Origin of the sequence: Acidovorax sp. Root275, assembly GCF_001428965.1 — a bacterium.
GTDB lineage: Bacteria > Pseudomonadota > Gammaproteobacteria > Burkholderiales > Burkholderiaceae_C > Acidovorax > Acidovorax radicis.
The window spans coordinates 719,763-735,374 of sequence record NZ_LMJH01000009.1 but is presented as its reverse complement, the minus strand read 5'-3'; the positions used below and the strand labels follow the sequence as shown (position 1 = coordinate 735,374).

Below are 15,612 nucleotides of genomic sequence, written 5' to 3'. Positions count from 1 at the left end.
TTGATAGCCTCTCGCGCTTATCCAACCTGCGCCAGGGCCCGAAATTCCATCAGGGATGCGCAGGCCCCGCCCGCACACGCACCAGCGCCTCGGACACATCTCGCCACGCCGGGCGGCCCGGCGCATAGCGCTGGCGCATGTAGCCTGCCAACTCGGCGATTTGCGCATCGCTGAGCGTGTGGCCGAACGCGGGCATGAAACCGATGTCGCGCGTGGCGGGCTCACGGATGCCGTGCACGATGACCTGCAGCAGGTTGTCGGGCCGGTCGCTGTGCAGGTTGCTGTTAAGCGCCAGGGGCACGTTCACGCCCAGCAGGCGCGGGCCGTCGCCGTCGTGGTGGCAGGCGGCGCAGGCGCCATCGAACAGGCGCTGGGCCTGGCCGGGTTGCGGGGCCAGCGCGGCAGCCTGGGCCACGGCGGTTTGTGCCTGCATCTGGGGGTCGGCCGCTGGCTCAGTGGCGGTGAACGAGGCGAGGTAGCCCGCCATGGCGCGGATATCGTCGTCGGGCAAATGCGCCAGTTCGCGCACCACAGGTGCCATGGGGCCGGAGGCACTGCCGTGCAGCGGGCTGTGGCCGTGGCGCAGGTAGCCATACAGCGCATCGGCCGTCCAGGGCACGGGCGCTTTTGCCAAGCCGGTAAGTGCAGGCGCTTCCCAGCCATCGACCATGGCGCCGGACAGGAAAGCCGCCCCGCCCAGCTCGGCACCCAGCGCATTGCGTGGCGTGTGGCAGGCGCCGCAGTGGCCCATGCCCTGCACCAGGTAGGCGCCCCGGTTCCATTCGGGTGGGCGTGTTGGATCAGGCTTGAAGGGCGTGGCGTCGTGGAACAGCGCGTTCCAGCCGGCCATCAAAGGGCGCACGCTGAAGGGGAAGGCCAGTTCCGTCTTGGGCACCTCGGCCCGCACTGCAGGCTGCGCCATGAGGTAGGCATACAGCGCGGTCAGGTCGTCGTCGCTCATCTTGGCGAACGACGTGTACGGGAACGCGGGGTACAGGTGTTTGCCATCGCGCGAGATGCCTTCGCGCATGGCGCGCTGGAAGGCGCTGAAGGACCACTGGCCGATGCCGGTCTCGGCGTCGGGCGTGAGGTTGGTGGTGGTGACCTTGCCGAACGGCGTGTCCATGGCGCGGCCGCCCGTGTTGGGCGTGCCGCCCGGTGCGGTGTGGCACACCACGCAGTCGCCCGCAGCGGCCAGCAGGCGGCCGCGCTCGATGGTGGCAGCGTTGTAGACCGAGGCACCCGCCGTCTGCACCACGGGTGCGATGGACGGGCGCCAGCCCAGCAGTGCCGCGCCCATGGCCAGGCCACCGGCGGCCAAGGCAAGTGCACGTGCCCAGGGGCTGCGTGTGCGGGGCCAAGTGGCGCTGGCGGGCACAGTGGGTGCGGGCAGTTCCAGCGTGGGCAATACCTCGGCGGGCTCTGCGGGTGGGCTACTGCCCGCAGCGGCATCAACCGCGCCACCGGGCAGTGGATTGAGCCCCGCGCGCACCACTTCCGGCGTGAACGGCGGCACGCGAAAGCGCACACCCGTCGCATCAAAGATCGCGTTGGCAATCGCCGCCGTGCCCGGCACGGACGACGACTCGCCCGAGCCCAACGGCGCCTCGTCCTGCCGTGGCATGTGCATGACCTCGATGACAGGCACTTCGCGGAAGCTCAGGATCGGGTAGCTGCCCCATTCGCGGTTGTCCACGGCCTGCTTGATCGGCTCGAACGTCACCTGCTCCTTGAGAGCCCGGCTGGTGGTCTGCAACACATTGCCATGTACCTGCTGCTCCACGCCCGCGGGGTTCACCATCAGGCCCGCGTCGTGCCCCACGACCACGCGGCGCACATGCACCTCGCCGGTCTTCTTGTTGACCTCCACATCGGCCACCCAAGCCGCCCAGGCTGCGCCAAAGCCGGGCCACTTGCTGTGGATGTAGCGCGCGTAGGCAAAGCCCTGGCCCTGCACCCAGTCGCCGTCCAATTCCCGCTGCAGCGGGCCGGTGCGGCGCACCCAGCCGGCTTTTTCTGCCGTGGCCTGCACCAGTTCTGCGGCGCGCGGGTCGTTGAGCAGTTGCAGGCGGAAAACGACTGGGTCCACCCCGGCGGCCGTGGCCAATTCGTCCACATAGGATTCGTGCGCAAACGAATTGGGCAACGCCGACACCCCACGCAACCACGAGGCACGCACGATGGGTGCCATATCGTTCACGGCAACGCGCAGGTTGTCGTAGCTGTACGGCGGGCGGGCGGTGCGGTCGCCCATCTCATAGGCCTGGGCCACAGGCTCGATGGTGCGCGTAAGCAGCAGGGCCAGCGTAGGGGCGCCGTTCGACGGGTACGAGGTCTCGAAGTCATACGCCGCCACCGAGCCATCGGCGTTGAGCCCGCCGCGCACCTGCATGAGCTGCGCCGTGCCCTTGGGCTCCCACAAATGCTCCTGCTCGCGCGTGAGCTGTACCCGCACCGGGGCGCCCACCGCGCGCGACAGCAGCGCGGCGTCTGCGGCCACGTCATCCGCGCCGTTGCGTCCATAACAACCGGCGGCCTCCATGCGGATCAGGTCAATGTCCACATCGACCAGCCCCATCAGACGCGCCAGGTCGGCGCGCAGCACGTGCGGGTTCTGCGTACCGGCCCACACGGTCATGCGCGGGCGGCCTGCGTTGTCGCCGCTGCGCCACTCGGCCACCGCGCAGGACGGGCCGATGGAGGCATGCATCTGGTATGGCCACACGTAGGTGCGCGGCATCGGCTGATCGGCAGCGGCCAGGGCGGCATCGACATCGCCCTCGTCCACCAGGCGGCGCTGGGTGGCAGGGTTGGCGCGAATGGCCTGCTCCAGCGCCTCGGTGCTGTCCTGGCGCGGGAAGCCGGGCCAGTCCTTCCATTGCACTTTCAGCTCGCGCAAGGCCTGCTCGGCCTGTTCCTCGCGCTCGGCGACGATGCCCACGAAGTCGCGGATCACCACCACCGCGCGTATGCCAGGGATGTGCGCGATGGACGCCTGGTCCACCGATGCCAGCGTGTTGCCGATGAAATCGCCATGGTCGGCCCCCGCATACGGCGGGCGCACCACACGGCCATGCAGCATGCCGGGCACACGCATGTCGTGCACAAAAACCAGCTCGCCGCTGACCTTGGCGGGGATGTCCACGCGCGGCACGGACTGGCCGACGAGGCGATAGTCCGCCGCTGGCTTGGTGGGCGTGGCATCGGCCAGCTCCAGCGTGGTGTGTGTGCCCGCGAGCAGCGGGCCATAGGCAACCTGGCGCGATGGATCGGCCGCAACCTGAACCACACCCGCACGCACCTGAAGTTCATCAACCTTCACACCCAGCCGCTCTGCGGCCTGCGCCACCAGCCAGTGACGCGCCTGCGCAGCAGCGGCTCGCAAAGGCTTGGCGTGGATCTGGATGGACGCACTCGCAATCGTGGCGCCCTGGTTGGGCGCACGCGTGGTGTCGCCCAGCACCATGTTGACCTTGTCGAGGGCCACGTCCAGCTCTTCGGCCACGATCTGCGCCAGCGCGGTGCGGATGCCAGTGCCCAGGTCCACGTGGCCGTTGAGCGCGGTCACGCTGCCGTCGTCCCACACGGCGATCAATATCTCCACGCCCTCGGCCGGGTTGCCCGCCACCAGGGCTGGCTGGCCCTTGACGGGCGGCGGCGCGGGCGGTGGGTTGCGCACGACCAGCAGCACGCTCTGGGCGGCATGGAAATCGGCGCGGGTGAGCGGGGTGTGGGCGCGCAGGGGCAGGACGTTTTCGGTTGCCGTACTCATGCCTGGGCCTCGCGCATCAGCACGGCCGCGCGCAGCACGGCACGGACGATTTCGACATGAGTGCCACAGCGGCACAGGTTGCCCGACAGCTCTCGACGCACGGCGGCTTCATCGGGGTCGGGGTTTCGCTCCAGCAAGGCCACGGCCATCATCACCATGCCATTCAGGCAATAGCCACACTGAGCCGCCTGCGCATCCACAAAAGCCTGCTGCACCGGGTGCAGGCCGTGGCCGTTGCCGCAGCGTGCAGGCAGGCCCTCCAGCGTCGTCACCTCGCGGCCCGCAGCGCCCTGCGCCGGGATCACGCAGGCCCGAGCAGCGACTCCATCCACCAACACCGTGCACGCGCCACACTGCCCCAGGCCGCAGCCGTATTTGGGGCCGTTGAGCGACAGGTCGTTGCGCAGCACGTGCAGCAGCGTGGCGCTGGCCGAGGTTTTCGGCGGAAGAACACAAGGCTGGCCATTGACGACCACGGTGTGAGGCGAAGCGGGCGCGTGCATGTCTCTTTGGGGTGTCCTCAGCGTCGGAGCGACCCGGTGCGCGTGTACATCTCCAGGTCCACGAAGTTGGAGCCATTGTGGTTGTTGGGCCCATATTGCAGCGGAAAGTCACCGATCTTGGTCGTGCCCATGTCTTCCATGGCCTTGATGAAACCCTCGCGCGTGAGGTTGCGGCCCACACGTTTGAGGCCCTCCACAAAAACGCGCGCAGCGATGTAGCCCTCCAGCATGGTGTAGCTGTCGATCTTCTCGCCCGCGTCGGTGCGGTCCTTGCGGTAGTCCACCACGATGGGCAGGCGACTGGCCTGCGGCGAGGGGACGATACTGGCCGTGACCAGCCCCTCCAGGCCACCGTTCAGGCGCTGGGCCGAGCCCGGGGCGTCGGTGATGCCAACCGAAATGGTGTACAGCGGTGCAGCGCTGCCACTGGTGCGATAGTCGCGCAGGAACACCTCCACCATCTTGCCGGCCATGATCATCACCACGGCACCGGGCTGCGCCTTGGTGAGGGCCGCCGACTGGGCTTTGGCGTCGGTGGCAGCAATCTCCATGGGCACGGTCTCCACCACCTTGACCTTCAGCCCTTGCGCAATTTGCAGGCAGGTGTCGAGGTTGGATTTGCCGAACGCGCTGTTCTGATAGATGACGGCAATGTTATTGATGCCAAGGGTGGCCAGGTGCCCCACGATTTTGCGCAGTTCCGTTTCGTAGCTGGCGCGCACATGGAACAGGTAGCGGTTGTGGTTGGTGCGAAACGAGGTGGTGCCCACCAGTGGCGCAAACATGGGCACGCCCGCCTTCTCGGCAATGGGCATGGCGGCGATCAGATTCCCGGTGGCCACATAGCCGATCAGGGCAAAAACCTTGTCTTCATCAATGAGGCGCGTGGTGTTCTCTGCGGTTTTCTTGGGGTCGTAGGCATCGTCGTGGGAGACGAGTTCCAGCGAACGCCCCTGCACGCCACCGGTCTTGTTGACCTTGTCAAAGTAGAGCGCAATGCCCGCCTTGTAGTCCACCCCGAAATCCTTGGCTGGCCCCGTGAAAACGGCCGACTGCCCCACCTTGATGCGGGTGTCCGTCACCCCGGTCTCGGCGGCGGCCGGGCCAGCCACTGCCAGAGCAGCGGCGGCCAGGGTTGTCAGCACCACCCGGCGGTCGATGCCCCTGTCATCCATCCCACGACATTTCATGAAACGCTCCTTACATCAAAGGCGCAAGTTTCCCTGCAAGCGGAGCGGGTGTGCAACCATTTCTGCGGGGTGTTGTGAATCTGTCAAACCCTGGTACCGCCGCACCAGAGCAGTGCGCCATCAGGCGATATCGATGTCGCTGGACTGAATGCGCTTGACGCCTTTGGCCTTCATGTTTTTCCAGGCAACGTCCAGCGAGCCATTGAGGTCAATGGCACGGCAGGCATCTTCGACCACATAAGTCTCGAAGCCCAGACGTTTTGCGTCGAGCGCCGTCCAGGCCACGCAGAAGTCGGTGGCCAGGCCGGTGACAAACACCGTCTTGATGCCACGCTGCTTCAGGTAACCCGCCAGGCCTGTGGAGGTTTTGCGGTCGGCCTCTTCAAACGCCGAATAGCTGTCCACATGCTGGTGAAAGCCCTTGCGCAGAATCACCTGCGCCTGGGGCACCTTGAGGTCTTTGTGCAGGGCGGCATCGTCGGTGCCCTGTACACAATGGTCGGGCCACAGCACCTGCTGGCCGTAGCTGAGCTTGGCGGTCTCGAACGGCTTCTTGCCCGCATGGGTACTGGCAAACGAGGCGTGGCCCTGGGTGTGCCAGTCCTGTGTGACCACCACGTTTTCAAACGCCGTGGCAATTCGGTTGATGACCGGCACCACTTCGTCGCCCTTGGCCACCGGCAGGGTTCCGCCGGGGACGAAGCAGTTCTGCACATCGACCACGATGAGCGCCGCTCGCTCACCGGGCTTGATCTTGCCCGCCGCCCAGGTGGCGGGGAAACTGGCTCCGGCCGCGGTGAATGCGGCCGATTGAAGAAGAAAGCGACGACGCAGGGCTGTTTGCATGGTGAACACTCCGGTTGGGAACGCACTGACACATTGGCCACGGCCCGGTAGGGCCAGGCCCGGGAACGTCTTCAAACACTGAGGTAGGCCCGCCGAACTTCCTCGTTGGCGGCCAACTCGGCCATCGTGGCCTGGTAGCGGATCTGCCCCTTCTCCAGCACATAGGCGCGGTCGGACACCAGCTCCGCAAAGTGCATGTTCTGCTCGGACAGCAGAATGCTCACGCCCTGCTCTTTCAGCTCCAGGATCATGTGTGCCATCTGCTCCACGATGACGGGCGCCACGCCTTCGGAAGGCTCGTCCAGCAGCACCAGGTACGGGTTGCCCATGAGCGTGCGCGCCACGGTCAGCATCTGCTGCTCACCGCCGCTCATGCGCCCGCCAGGGCGCTGGGGCATTTCGCCCAGATTGGGGAAGAGCTTGAACAAGCGCTCGGGCGTCCACACAGGCGCTGCCGTGCCATCTGGCCAGTGGCGCGCGGGCTGGCGGCCCACTTCCAGGTTTTCCATCACCGTGAGGTCGGTGAACACACGGCGGTCCTCAGGCACAAAGCCCAGGCCCAGGCGCGCGGCGTCGTGCGGGTCGCTTTTGGAGATGTCCTTGCCCATGAACTGGATGCTGCCCTTGCGCTTGGCGAGCATGCCCATCAGCGTCTTGAGCGTGGTGGATTTGCCGGCGCCGTTGCGGCCCATCAGGGCCACGACTTCGCCACGGCGCACATCCAAATCCACGTCATACAGGATTTGCGCCGCGCCGTACCAGGCTTGCAGCCCCTTGGCCTGCAGCAGCAGTTCTTTGGGTTCGTTGGTCGTCATGCTCATGCGGCCTCTGCAGCAGCGGCTGCCGTTTTCTTCTCGAAGGTCTTGCCGGTGCCGAAGTAAACCTCCTGCACCTTGGGGTGGTCGCGCAGCTCCAGCGGCTTGCCCTCGGCAATGAGCCGCCCGCGCGCCAACACGATCATGCGGTCGGCATAGGCGAACACCACGTCCATGCTGTGTTCGGTGAACAGCACGGCCATGTTGCGGTCGATCACCAGTTGCTTGGTGAGCGCCATGAGTTCATTGCGCTCCTTGGGCGCCATGCCGGCGGTGGGTTCATCCATGAGCAGCAGCTTCGGGCTGTTGGCCATGGCGATGGCCAGTTCCACCCGTTTCACATCGCCATAGGCGAGCACGCTGCAGGGGCGGTCGGCTTGGGACTTCATGCCCACCTGGTCCAGCAGCGCCAGGGCTTCATCGCGCTTGTGGTCCGCGGCCTTGCGCCACATCGAGAACAAACGGCTGTCGCTGGAGATCAGTGCCATCTGCACGTTCTCCACCACCGTGAGCGAAGCAAAGGTTTCGGCGATCTGGAAGGTGCGACCCACGCCCATGCGCCAGATGTCGCGAGGCTTGCGGCCCACCAGCTCCTGGCCGTTAAGCTGGATCGAGCCCACGTCGGCCGGCAGCTGGCCGTTGACCATGTTGAAGGTGGTGGACTTGCCCGCGCCGTTCGGGCCGATGAGCGCCAGCAGCTCACCAGCGGCCAGCTCGAAGTGGATGCCATCCACCGCTTTGACGCCACCAAAGGATTTACCCAGGCCTGTGACTTTGAGCAAGCTCATGCCTTGCCCTCCTTCGTGTTCTTGGCTTCGCGCTGGTTGTCAAAGAGCTGCTTGATGGCGCCCGCAATGCCCTGCGGGAAGAGCAGCACCAAGATCAGGATGATGGCGCCCAGCATGGCACGCCAGTAGTCGGTATTGCGCGCCACGGTATCGTGCAGCCAGGTGAAGGTGACGGCGCCCACCACGGGGCCAGCCAGCGTCTGAATGCCACCCAGCAGCACCATCACCAGGCCATCGACCGAGCGGCCCACGTGCAGCGTCTCGGGCGAGATGCTGCCTTTGGAGAACGCGAACAGCGCGCCGCCCAGGCCGGCGAACAGGCCGGCGATCACGAAGGCCGTCCATTGCATGCGTTTCACATCGATGCCAATGGCGTCTGCACGCAGCACCGAGTCACGCCCTGCGCGCAGCGCATAACCAAAGGGCGAGAACAGCACGCGGCGCAGCAGCAGCACGCCGCCCACTACCAGGGCCAGCGTGAGGTAGTAGTAATTGCGTTTGTCCGACAGCCACTCTGCAGGCCACACGCCCGTGAGGCCATTGCTGCCGCCCGTGAATCCATCCCACTGGTAGCAGATGGCCCAGGTGATCTGGGCAAACGCCAGCGTCAGCATGGCCAGGTAGACGCCCGACAGGCGCACACAGAACCAGCCGTAAAGCAGCGCACCCGCAGCCGCCGCCAGCGGCGCCAGCACCAGCGCCAATTCCATGGGAATACCCGCCGAACGCACCAGCAGTGCGGCGGCATAGGCGCCCAGGCCAAAATACGCCGCATGGCCGAACGAATGCATCCCAGCCGGACCCATGATGAAGTGCAGGCTGGCCGCAAACAGCGCGGCGATCAGCAGGTCGATCATCAGCACCGTGAGGTACGGCGAGCCCGTGGTCAGCAACGGCAGCAGTACCAGCGCCGCCACCAGCACCGCCCCGCCGATCTTGAACCAACGCTCGGGCTCACGCAGGGGCACTTCGGGCAGGCCGGTGTTGCGGCTCACGCCCTGTGGCTTGCCCATGAGGCCCCAGGGGCGCCAGACCAGCACCACGGCCATCACCAAAAATTCAACCACCAGCGTGAGCTTGGAGAACGACACGCTGATGCCAAAAATCTCGACGACGCCCAGCCAGATGCAGATGGCCTTGATCTCGGCGATCAGCAGCGCGGCCACATACGCGCCTGGAATGGAGCCCATGCCCCCCACCACGACCACCACAAAGGCGGCGCCGATGGTGTTGAGATCCATCTCCAGCGTGGCGGGCTCGCGCGGCAGCTGCAGCGCACCACCCAGGCCCGCCAGCAGGGCGCCCAGCGCAAACACGGCCGTGAACAGCCAGGCCTGGTTCACGCCCAGCGCGCTGACCATCTCGCGGTCTTGCGTGGCGGCGCGCACCAGCGTGCCCCAACGCGTGCGGGTGAGCAGCAGCCACAGCAGGCCCAGAACCACCGGCCCGACAACGATCAGAAACAGGTCGTAGGACGGAAACTGCCGCCCCAAGATATTGACGGAGCCCGACAACCCCGGCGCGCGCGGACCCAGCAGCTCTTCAGGCCCCCAGAACCACAGCGCGGCGTCCTTGATGACCAGCACCAGCGCAAACGTGGCCAGCAGCTGGAACAGCTCGGGTGCCTTGTAGATGCGGCGCAGCAGCACCACCTCCACCAAAGCGCCCAACGCCCCCACCACGACGGCCGCCAGCAGCAGCGCGGGCCAGAAGCCCAGGCCGGTGCCCAGCTTGGCCACCAGCGAATAGGCCACATAGATGCCGACCATGAAGAACGAGCCATGCGCAAAGTTGACGATGCGCGTGACACCGAAGATCAGCGACAGCCCGGCGCCCACCAGGAACAGCGAGGAGGCCCCCGCCAGGCCGTTGAGCAGCTGAACGATAAAACTCGAAAAACTCATTCCACATCCTTCGGGGTCACGGCAAGGTCCATCCCTGCAGGTCGGCGCCTGCGCTATGGTTCAGAGATCAGGGGCAGTTGGCAGGGAGGGAGCCCTCCCCGGCCTTGCGCGGCCATCAGTCGGCGGGGCGCATTTTCTTGACTTCGTCGTTCGAGGGCTGGACTTTGCTGCCATCCACATAGCGGTAGTCCACCATCACACCCTTGCCGCCTTCGTTCTTGGTGCGGCCCACATAGCCGCCCATCGTGGACTGGTTGTCCTCGGGGCGGTAGGTGATGCGGCCAAACGGCGTGGGCACCTGCAAGCCCTTGAACGCTGCCACGAGTTTTTCAGTGTCGGTGGAGCCGGCCTTCTTCATGCCTTCGGCCAGCGACTTGATGGCGCTGTAGCCCACGATGGAGCCCAGGCGCGGGTAGTCATTGAACTTGGCCTGGTAGGCAGTCTGAAAGGCCTTGTGCTCAGGCGTCTGGATGCCGTACCAGGGGTAGCCGGTGACGATCCAGCCGTTGGGCGCTTCGTCCTTGAGCGGGTCCATGTATTCGGGCTCGCCCGTCAGCAGACTGACCACCTCACGACCCTGAAACAGGCCACGCGTATTGCCTTCGCGCACAAACTTGGACAGGTCGGCACCGAACAGCACGTTGAAGATCGCATCGGGCTTGGCGTCGGCCAGGGCCTGCACCACGCTGCCCGAATCGACCTTGCCCAACGGCGGCGCCTGCTCGGCCACGAACTCGACATCGGGCTGTGCAGCCTTGAGCAGCTGCTTGAACGTGGCCACCGCAGACTGGCCATACTCGTAGTTGGGGTACACCAGCGCCCAGCGCTTCTTCTTGAGGGCTGCCGCCTCGGGCACCATCATCGACACCTGCATATAGGTGGAGGGACGCAGGCGGTAGGTGTAGCGGTTGCCGTTCTGCCAGACGATCTTGTCGGTCAGTGGCTCGCCCGCGAGGAAGAAGAATTTCTTTTGCTTGGCAAAGTCGGTCAACGCCAGCCCGATGTGCGAGAGGAACGAGCCAGTGAGCACATCGACCTTTTCGCGCGACACCAGTTCTTCGGCTGCGCGCACGGCGTCGCCTGGGTTGGCGTTGTCGTCGCGGATGACGAGCTGGACCTTCTTGCCCAGAACACCGCCCGCAGCGTTGATCTCATCGACCGCCAGTTCCATGCCTTTCTTGTAGGGCTCCAGGAAAGCAGGTTGCGCCTTGTAGCTGTTGATCTCGCCAATCTTGATGACATCCTGGGCGTGCACCACAGGGGCCAGCGTGAGGGCCAGCGCGGCTGCGGCCGTGGCACGCATGAGGTTTCGTCGCATCGTCATGGGGAAGCTCCTGAAAGGTGGGGTTGGGAAAGGGATCGGTGAGTGTGCTCGGGATGGTAGTGCGCGCTCAACGCAGGCCATCCTCGCCTTTGATTTCGGAAACCTGAAGACCGCCGATACGCGCCAGCGGACGACCGCTGTCGGTGACAACAACGGCCACCACAATTTCGTTGGCGCGCGGCGCATCGGCCACACGGGCTTCCATCGCATCGAAATGGCTGCGCACATAGGCGGCATCCTTGTGGCCAAGGGGAACGTCAATCGCAGCACCCAGGCCGCCGATCTTTTTGCTCGACGGCACAAGGGCTGCGCCTTTCTCGACCGCCACACGCAGTGGCGCGCCCAGCTTCGGGTGGAGGATGGCGGCAGCATGCTCCAGCTCGCCCGCCTCGCCCACGATGGCAGCCTTGCCATAGCTGTGCGACTGGCCGGGAGCGATGCCCAGGGCCGCAACGCAGCGAGCACCCAGCAGCGCGCCCAGCTCTTCGCCGATGGCCACGAGTTCATCGAGGTTCTCGACATAGCGGCCAGCGCAGGGGTTCTCGATCACGGCCATGGCCAGCGCTTTGCGCACAGGTGGCTGCACTTCTCGCCCCATTTCCACGCGGACTTCGTCAGTTTGAACAATGATCTTCCGAATCTTGGCGGGCATGTTGTGGTCTCCTTGGGTCTTGTGTGTTTACGCAGTAGATCAGCGCAGGCCGTTCCACTGGCTGATGTCCGCGGCCTTCAGGCCTCCGACGCGCGCATGGATGCGAGCGCCGGTGGACATGGCCAGGATGAAGACGATTTCATCCGACACGGGCGCGCCGGGCACACGCACTTCGATGGCATCGAAATGGCTGCGCACATAGCTCGCGTTGATGTGGGTCAGTGGCACATCCAGCGCCGCGCCCGGGCCTCCAACCTTTTTGGTGGAAGGCACGATGGACAGCGCGTTGGCGGGCTGCCCCGTCTTCTCTTCGGCCTGGCCCTTGGCGTAAGCGTTGCGGTCGCCCTTCCAACCCAGCAGCTCGCGCATGGCGTACCCACCGGGCACATGCCACAGCGCGCCATGCTCCAGTTCCCCAGCCGCCCCCACGATGGCGCCCTTGCCATAGGTTTCGATGCGTTCGGCAGGCACTGCCATGGCCCTGAGAAGGCGCTGGGCCATGTCCAGCCCCACGTCCTGCAAGGCGTCCATCATGGGGAGGATGTCGGGCTCGTACCGGCCCGCAAAAGGGTTGGTCAGCACCGCGCCGATGGCACCACGCAGAAGCGGCATATCGGCCACCGGCCCGAATTCGTGCCTGATTTCCTCAAGATGGGTGAAAACGCGTCGTATCTGGATCATTTTTGAAGACCTGTGCAATTCGTTAAGCAAATACTGAACCAACTTCCGATTCCGTCACCCATTCCGCCGGCCACTTTGCACCCGCAATGGCTTCTGGTGCCGCCGTTGCCACAAACTGTCCCTGGCACGCCAGGAGTGCAAACCACAGCAAGCCGCCGGACTGCAATTCTTGCGCCTTTTGCAGCCCCTGCTGCAAGGCCCGACGCACCTGCCCTTCTGGCAAAGCAGGTACGTCCACAGTGACAGGAATGGCACCGAGATCGCTGTCGTCCCGCACCAAACACGCCGGCATGCGGCCAATGCGCGCATCCTGCACATTGACAGCGTTGGCCACGATGGTCGCCGCCGCATCGGCCTGCGCGGCCGTGCGCGCCAGCACCGTAACGCTGTCGGCAATGCCCAGAGACTGGCTGCGCCCGCGCCAGCCACTGGTCGCCACACCCCGCACCGGCATGGCGCTGGTGACGCGGATCTTCCCGTCGAGCACCAGGCCGCTGTGCAACTGTGCGGCGCTCAGTGCTGCAATGTCAGCGTACACCCCCACCGTGACGGACTGTCCAGGTGCCAGGTGCAGGGCAATATCACCCCCGTTGTTGACCCAGGCACGGTCAATGCCTGGCTGGTCATAGCCCGCCAGAATCTCCTGCGCCACGGCACCCGCCACCGCCGCCATCGACGTGATGAAGCCTGCGCGGTAAGGAGCGCACGCCTCCCACATGCGACGCGCCACCGCGCCCTGCAACACACAGCGATCACCCACGGGCGCCCTCAGGCCGGGGAGTTCATCCACCAGCTCCTGCAGCAGCCCTTCAAAGCGGTGCCAAGCGCGCTCGTGCGCCTGCGCCACGGCGTCGCGTTCCCCTTCAACCTGGAGGATGAGGTCCATCGGCCCATGCTGGAAATGCCAGCGGCCATCGGGCAGGAGCTTGCGACAAGCGTTCACGGCGTGTACCCACTCAGCCTAGCAAGGGCGGACGACCCAACGGCCACGGATTGGCGGCGGGCAAGGTCTGCCACACGCGCGCCTGCGGTGCCCCGTCGTTGTGCCAGGCACCACGCTCCAACACCTCGCGCAAGCTTCGGATCTGATCGGTATGCCCGCCCAGCGCTTCGTAGTCCGCGCGGTGCATGCTGAACTCGATGGGCGCGACGATGGCGGGGGTGGGCACGGTGCCAAAGCTGTTGTCGGGCATGCGCAGCACATCGGCCATCACCGTGATGCCGCCCCCTGGCCACACATAGGCGGGTGCGCCGCCGCAGGTCACGTTGACCAGCGCATTCTTGATGGCGCGCGTGAGCAGCACCGGGTTTTCGGTGACTCCCGCGCGGAGGCTGCCGCCTGCACCGCCGAGGAACAACACGGAGGCCAGCGAGGGCTCGCAGTTCTCGCCGATGCGGTCCACGATGCGGCGAATTTCGGCGGGCATCTCCGCCTCCACCGGCACCAGGGCGTCGTCCAGCACATACCAGCTTGCATGCTCACCCGTGGTGGACGTCATCAAAAGGCGCAACCCGGGCCAGGCGATAGATTCGTCCCAGCCCTCGATGATCGACAGCGGGTCGGCGATGTCGGTGCCGCCCCAGCCTGTGCCGGGGTTGGCCACCTGAAAGTAACGGCCCGGCGTGGACTTGCGCCCGCGCATCTGGATACCCGAGGACTTCATGTCCAGGCAACGACCGGCCTGGTGTTCGGTCAACACACCCGTGATGTGGTCGTCCACCACCACCACCTCGTCGGCGTGGCCATAGAACTGGCGCGCAAAGATGCCGATGGCGGCGGAGCCACAGCCCACGCGCATGCGCCGCTCTGCCACACCATTGACGATGGGTGCGCGCCCCGCCTGGATCACCAGTTGGGAGCCACCGTCGATGGTGAACTCCACAGCCCGCTTGTTGCCGAGCAATTGCATCATCTCGGCTGCGATGCGGCCTTCCTTCTTGGTGCCGCCCGTGAGGTGGTGCACGCCGCCCAGCGACAGCATCTGCGAGCCATACTCCGCCGTGGTCACGTGGCCCACCACCTCGCCTTTGCAGCGCACATTGGCCTGCTCGGAGCCAAGGAAGCGGTCGGTGTCGATCTTCACCTTGAAGCTGCAGTAGCTGAAGATGCCTTCGGTGACTACGGTCACCATGTCCACGCCGTCGGTTTGGGAGCCGACAATGAACGGCGCCGGTTTGTAGTCAGGATAGGTGGTGGACGAACCCACGCCTGTGACGAACACCTCTTCCGACAGCAGCAGATCGCCAGACCAAGGCTGCGGCGCGACCGTCGGTTCCGCCTCGGCACCCTCCTGCGCGTCGCTCGCCCCCACACGGCCCGCAAACGGCACCAGTGTGGCCTCGCCTGCCTCCAGGGTCTTGCGCAGCAGCACCACAGGGTCCAGCCGCACCAGCACGCCGGCATGGTTGGCATAACGATCACATGCACCTGCACGGCCGTCGGAAATCTGGCACAGCACCGGACACGCATTGCACTCGACCTTGGCGGCATTCATGCGCTCATTGCGAGGCCGGGCGCGCTCAAGCACCTGCGGCAGTTCTGGCGCATCCATGCCCGGTAGACCATCGGTCTTGGTGTGTTCAGTCATCGTGGCGGCCCATTCATTGCATTGTTGCAAGTGCTTGTACGCTCATTGCATTTTGTGTAGCATTCACTTAACTTAAATGTTGCGTTCACTACATTTATCGCGAATGTAGCGCAATCGTTCATGGTCCGCAATGGTGTTTTTGCGCCCCCAAAAATGGTGCACAAGGAGCCCCAAAATGACGCACGTTGTCACTGACGCCTGTATTCGGTGCAAGCACACCGACTGCGTCGATGTCTGCCCGGTGGACTGCTTCAAGGAGGGACGGGAGTTTCTGGTCATCGACCCCGATGAATGCATCGACTGCGCCGTGTGTATTCCTGAATGCCCGGCCAACGCCATTTACGCCGATACGGACCTTCCCGCCGAGTTTGAATCTTTCCTTGAATTCAACAAAAAGCTTGCGCCTGGCCTGCCCACAATCACCAAAAGAAAGCCTCCCCTCCCAGATGCGGAACAATGGAGGGTTGTGAGCCACAAGCTTTCCGGCCTGGACATCGCGCTTTAGTGTGCTCCAGGGCCTGTGCTTCAGCCAGTTTTCTTATTTGCTTC

The 15,612-nt window shown here is 65.1% G+C and carries 13 protein-coding genes; 1 reads left to right on the top strand and 12 read right to left on the bottom strand.

What is annotated here, in order from left to right:
* Positions 1–49: 49 nt before the first annotated feature.
* The 12 genes from ASE52_RS18360 to ASE52_RS18305 form a co-directional block, all read right to left on the bottom strand.
* Positions 50–3,772, bottom strand: coding sequence for a molybdopterin cofactor-binding domain-containing protein (locus ASE52_RS18360; RefSeq protein ID WP_057228141.1), 3,723 nt, complete (start codon positions 3,770–3,772; stop codon positions 50–52).
* Positions 3,769–4,275, bottom strand: coding sequence for a (2Fe-2S)-binding protein (locus tag ASE52_RS18355; protein ID WP_057228139.1), 507 nt, complete (start codon positions 4,273–4,275; stop codon positions 3,769–3,771). Before ASE52_RS18355 ends, ASE52_RS18360 begins: the two co-directional genes overlap by 4 nt.
* 17 nt (positions 4,276–4,292) lie before the next feature.
* Positions 4,293–5,465 (bottom strand): ABC transporter substrate-binding protein, encoded by a 1,173-nt coding sequence (locus ASE52_RS18350; protein ID WP_198928124.1) that lies wholly within the window; start codon positions 5,463–5,465, stop codon positions 4,293–4,295.
* 120 nt (positions 5,466–5,585) lie between these two features.
* On the bottom strand, positions 5,586–6,311 hold the full coding sequence (pncA, locus tag ASE52_RS18345) for a bifunctional nicotinamidase/pyrazinamidase (RefSeq protein ID WP_057228567.1): 726 nt from the start codon (positions 6,309–6,311) through the stop codon (positions 5,586–5,588).
* Between the two features lie 71 nt (positions 6,312–6,382).
* The gene (locus ASE52_RS18340) at positions 6,383–7,126 is read right to left on the bottom strand and encodes an ABC transporter ATP-binding protein (protein ID WP_057228137.1); all 744 of its coding nucleotides are present in this window, start codon (positions 7,124–7,126) and stop codon (positions 6,383–6,385) included.
* A gap of 2 nt (positions 7,127–7,128) precedes the next feature.
* Complete coding sequence (locus tag ASE52_RS18335) at positions 7,129–7,914, bottom strand: ABC transporter ATP-binding protein (RefSeq protein ID WP_057228134.1); 786 nt, start codon at positions 7,912–7,914, stop codon at positions 7,129–7,131.
* On the bottom strand, positions 7,911–9,818 hold the full coding sequence (locus tag ASE52_RS18330; RefSeq protein ID WP_057228132.1) for an ABC transporter permease: 1,908 nt from the start codon (positions 9,816–9,818) through the stop codon (positions 7,911–7,913). The genes ASE52_RS18335 and ASE52_RS18330 overlap by 4 nt, the downstream gene beginning before the upstream one ends.
* 115 nt (positions 9,819–9,933) lie before the next feature.
* On the bottom strand, positions 9,934–11,142 hold the full coding sequence (locus tag ASE52_RS18325; RefSeq protein WP_057228130.1) for an ABC transporter substrate-binding protein: 1,209 nt from the start codon (positions 11,140–11,142) through the stop codon (positions 9,934–9,936).
* Positions 11,143–11,209: 67 nt separating this feature from the next.
* The gene (locus tag ASE52_RS18320; protein WP_010466852.1) at positions 11,210–11,794 is read right to left on the bottom strand and encodes an amino acid synthesis family protein; all 585 of its coding nucleotides are present in this window, start codon (positions 11,792–11,794) and stop codon (positions 11,210–11,212) included.
* Positions 11,795–11,833: 39 nt separating this feature from the next.
* The gene (locus tag ASE52_RS18315) at positions 11,834–12,475 is read right to left on the bottom strand and encodes an amino acid synthesis family protein (protein WP_029414376.1); all 642 of its coding nucleotides are present in this window, start codon (positions 12,473–12,475) and stop codon (positions 11,834–11,836) included.
* Between the two features lie 22 nt (positions 12,476–12,497).
* Entirely contained in the window at positions 12,498–13,418 is a 921-nt protein-coding gene (locus ASE52_RS18310) for a UPF0280 family protein (RefSeq protein WP_057228128.1), read from the bottom strand.
* A gap of 13 nt (positions 13,419–13,431) precedes the next feature.
* Complete coding sequence (locus ASE52_RS18305) at positions 13,432–15,063, bottom strand: hypothetical protein (protein WP_057228126.1); 1,632 nt, start codon at positions 15,061–15,063, stop codon at positions 13,432–13,434.
* A gap of 175 nt (positions 15,064–15,238) precedes the next feature.
* Between ASE52_RS18305 and fdxA the strand changes: the two genes are divergently transcribed.
* Complete coding sequence (gene fdxA / locus ASE52_RS18300) at positions 15,239–15,568, top strand: ferredoxin FdxA (RefSeq protein WP_057228124.1); 330 nt, start codon at positions 15,239–15,241, stop codon at positions 15,566–15,568.
* Positions 15,569–15,612 lie beyond the last annotated feature (44 nt).

What these genes read in the sequence shown, in the direction of transcription:
- ASE52_RS18360 (WP_057228141.1), bottom strand. Translation starts at nt 3,772, where the DNA reads ATGAGTACGGCAACCGAAAACGTCCTGCCCCTGCGCGCCCACACCCCG.
- ASE52_RS18355 (WP_057228139.1), bottom strand. Translation starts at nt 4,275, where the DNA reads ATGCACGCGCCCGCTTCGCCTCACACCGTGGTCGTCAATGGCCAGCCT.
- ASE52_RS18350 (WP_198928124.1), bottom strand. Translation starts at nt 5,465, where the DNA reads ATGAAATGTCGTGGGATGGATGACAGGGGCATCGACCGCCGGGTGGTG.
- pncA (WP_057228567.1), bottom strand. Translation starts at nt 6,311, where the DNA reads ATGCAAACAGCCCTGCGTCGTCGCTTTCTTCTTCAATCGGCCGCATTC.
- ASE52_RS18340 (WP_057228137.1), bottom strand. Translation starts at nt 7,126, where the DNA reads ATGACGACCAACGAACCCAAAGAACTGCTGCTGCAGGCCAAGGGGCTG.
- ASE52_RS18335 (WP_057228134.1), bottom strand. Translation starts at nt 7,914, where the DNA reads ATGAGCTTGCTCAAAGTCACAGGCCTGGGTAAATCCTTTGGTGGCGTC.
- ASE52_RS18330 (WP_057228132.1), bottom strand. Translation starts at nt 9,818, where the DNA reads ATGAGTTTTTCGAGTTTTATCGTTCAGCTGCTCAACGGCCTGGCGGGG.
- ASE52_RS18325 (WP_057228130.1), bottom strand. Translation starts at nt 11,142, where the DNA reads ATGACGATGCGACGAAACCTCATGCGTGCCACGGCCGCAGCCGCGCTG.
- ASE52_RS18320 (WP_010466852.1), bottom strand. Translation starts at nt 11,794, where the DNA reads ATGCCCGCCAAGATTCGGAAGATCATTGTTCAAACTGACGAAGTCCGC.
- ASE52_RS18315 (WP_029414376.1), bottom strand. Translation starts at nt 12,475, where the DNA reads ATGATCCAGATACGACGCGTTTTCACCCATCTTGAGGAAATCAGGCAC.
- ASE52_RS18305 (WP_057228126.1), bottom strand. Translation starts at nt 15,063, where the DNA reads ATGACTGAACACACCAAGACCGATGGTCTACCGGGCATGGATGCGCCA.
- fdxA (WP_057228124.1), top strand. Translation starts at nt 15,239, where the DNA reads ATGACGCACGTTGTCACTGACGCCTGTATTCGGTGCAAGCACACCGAC.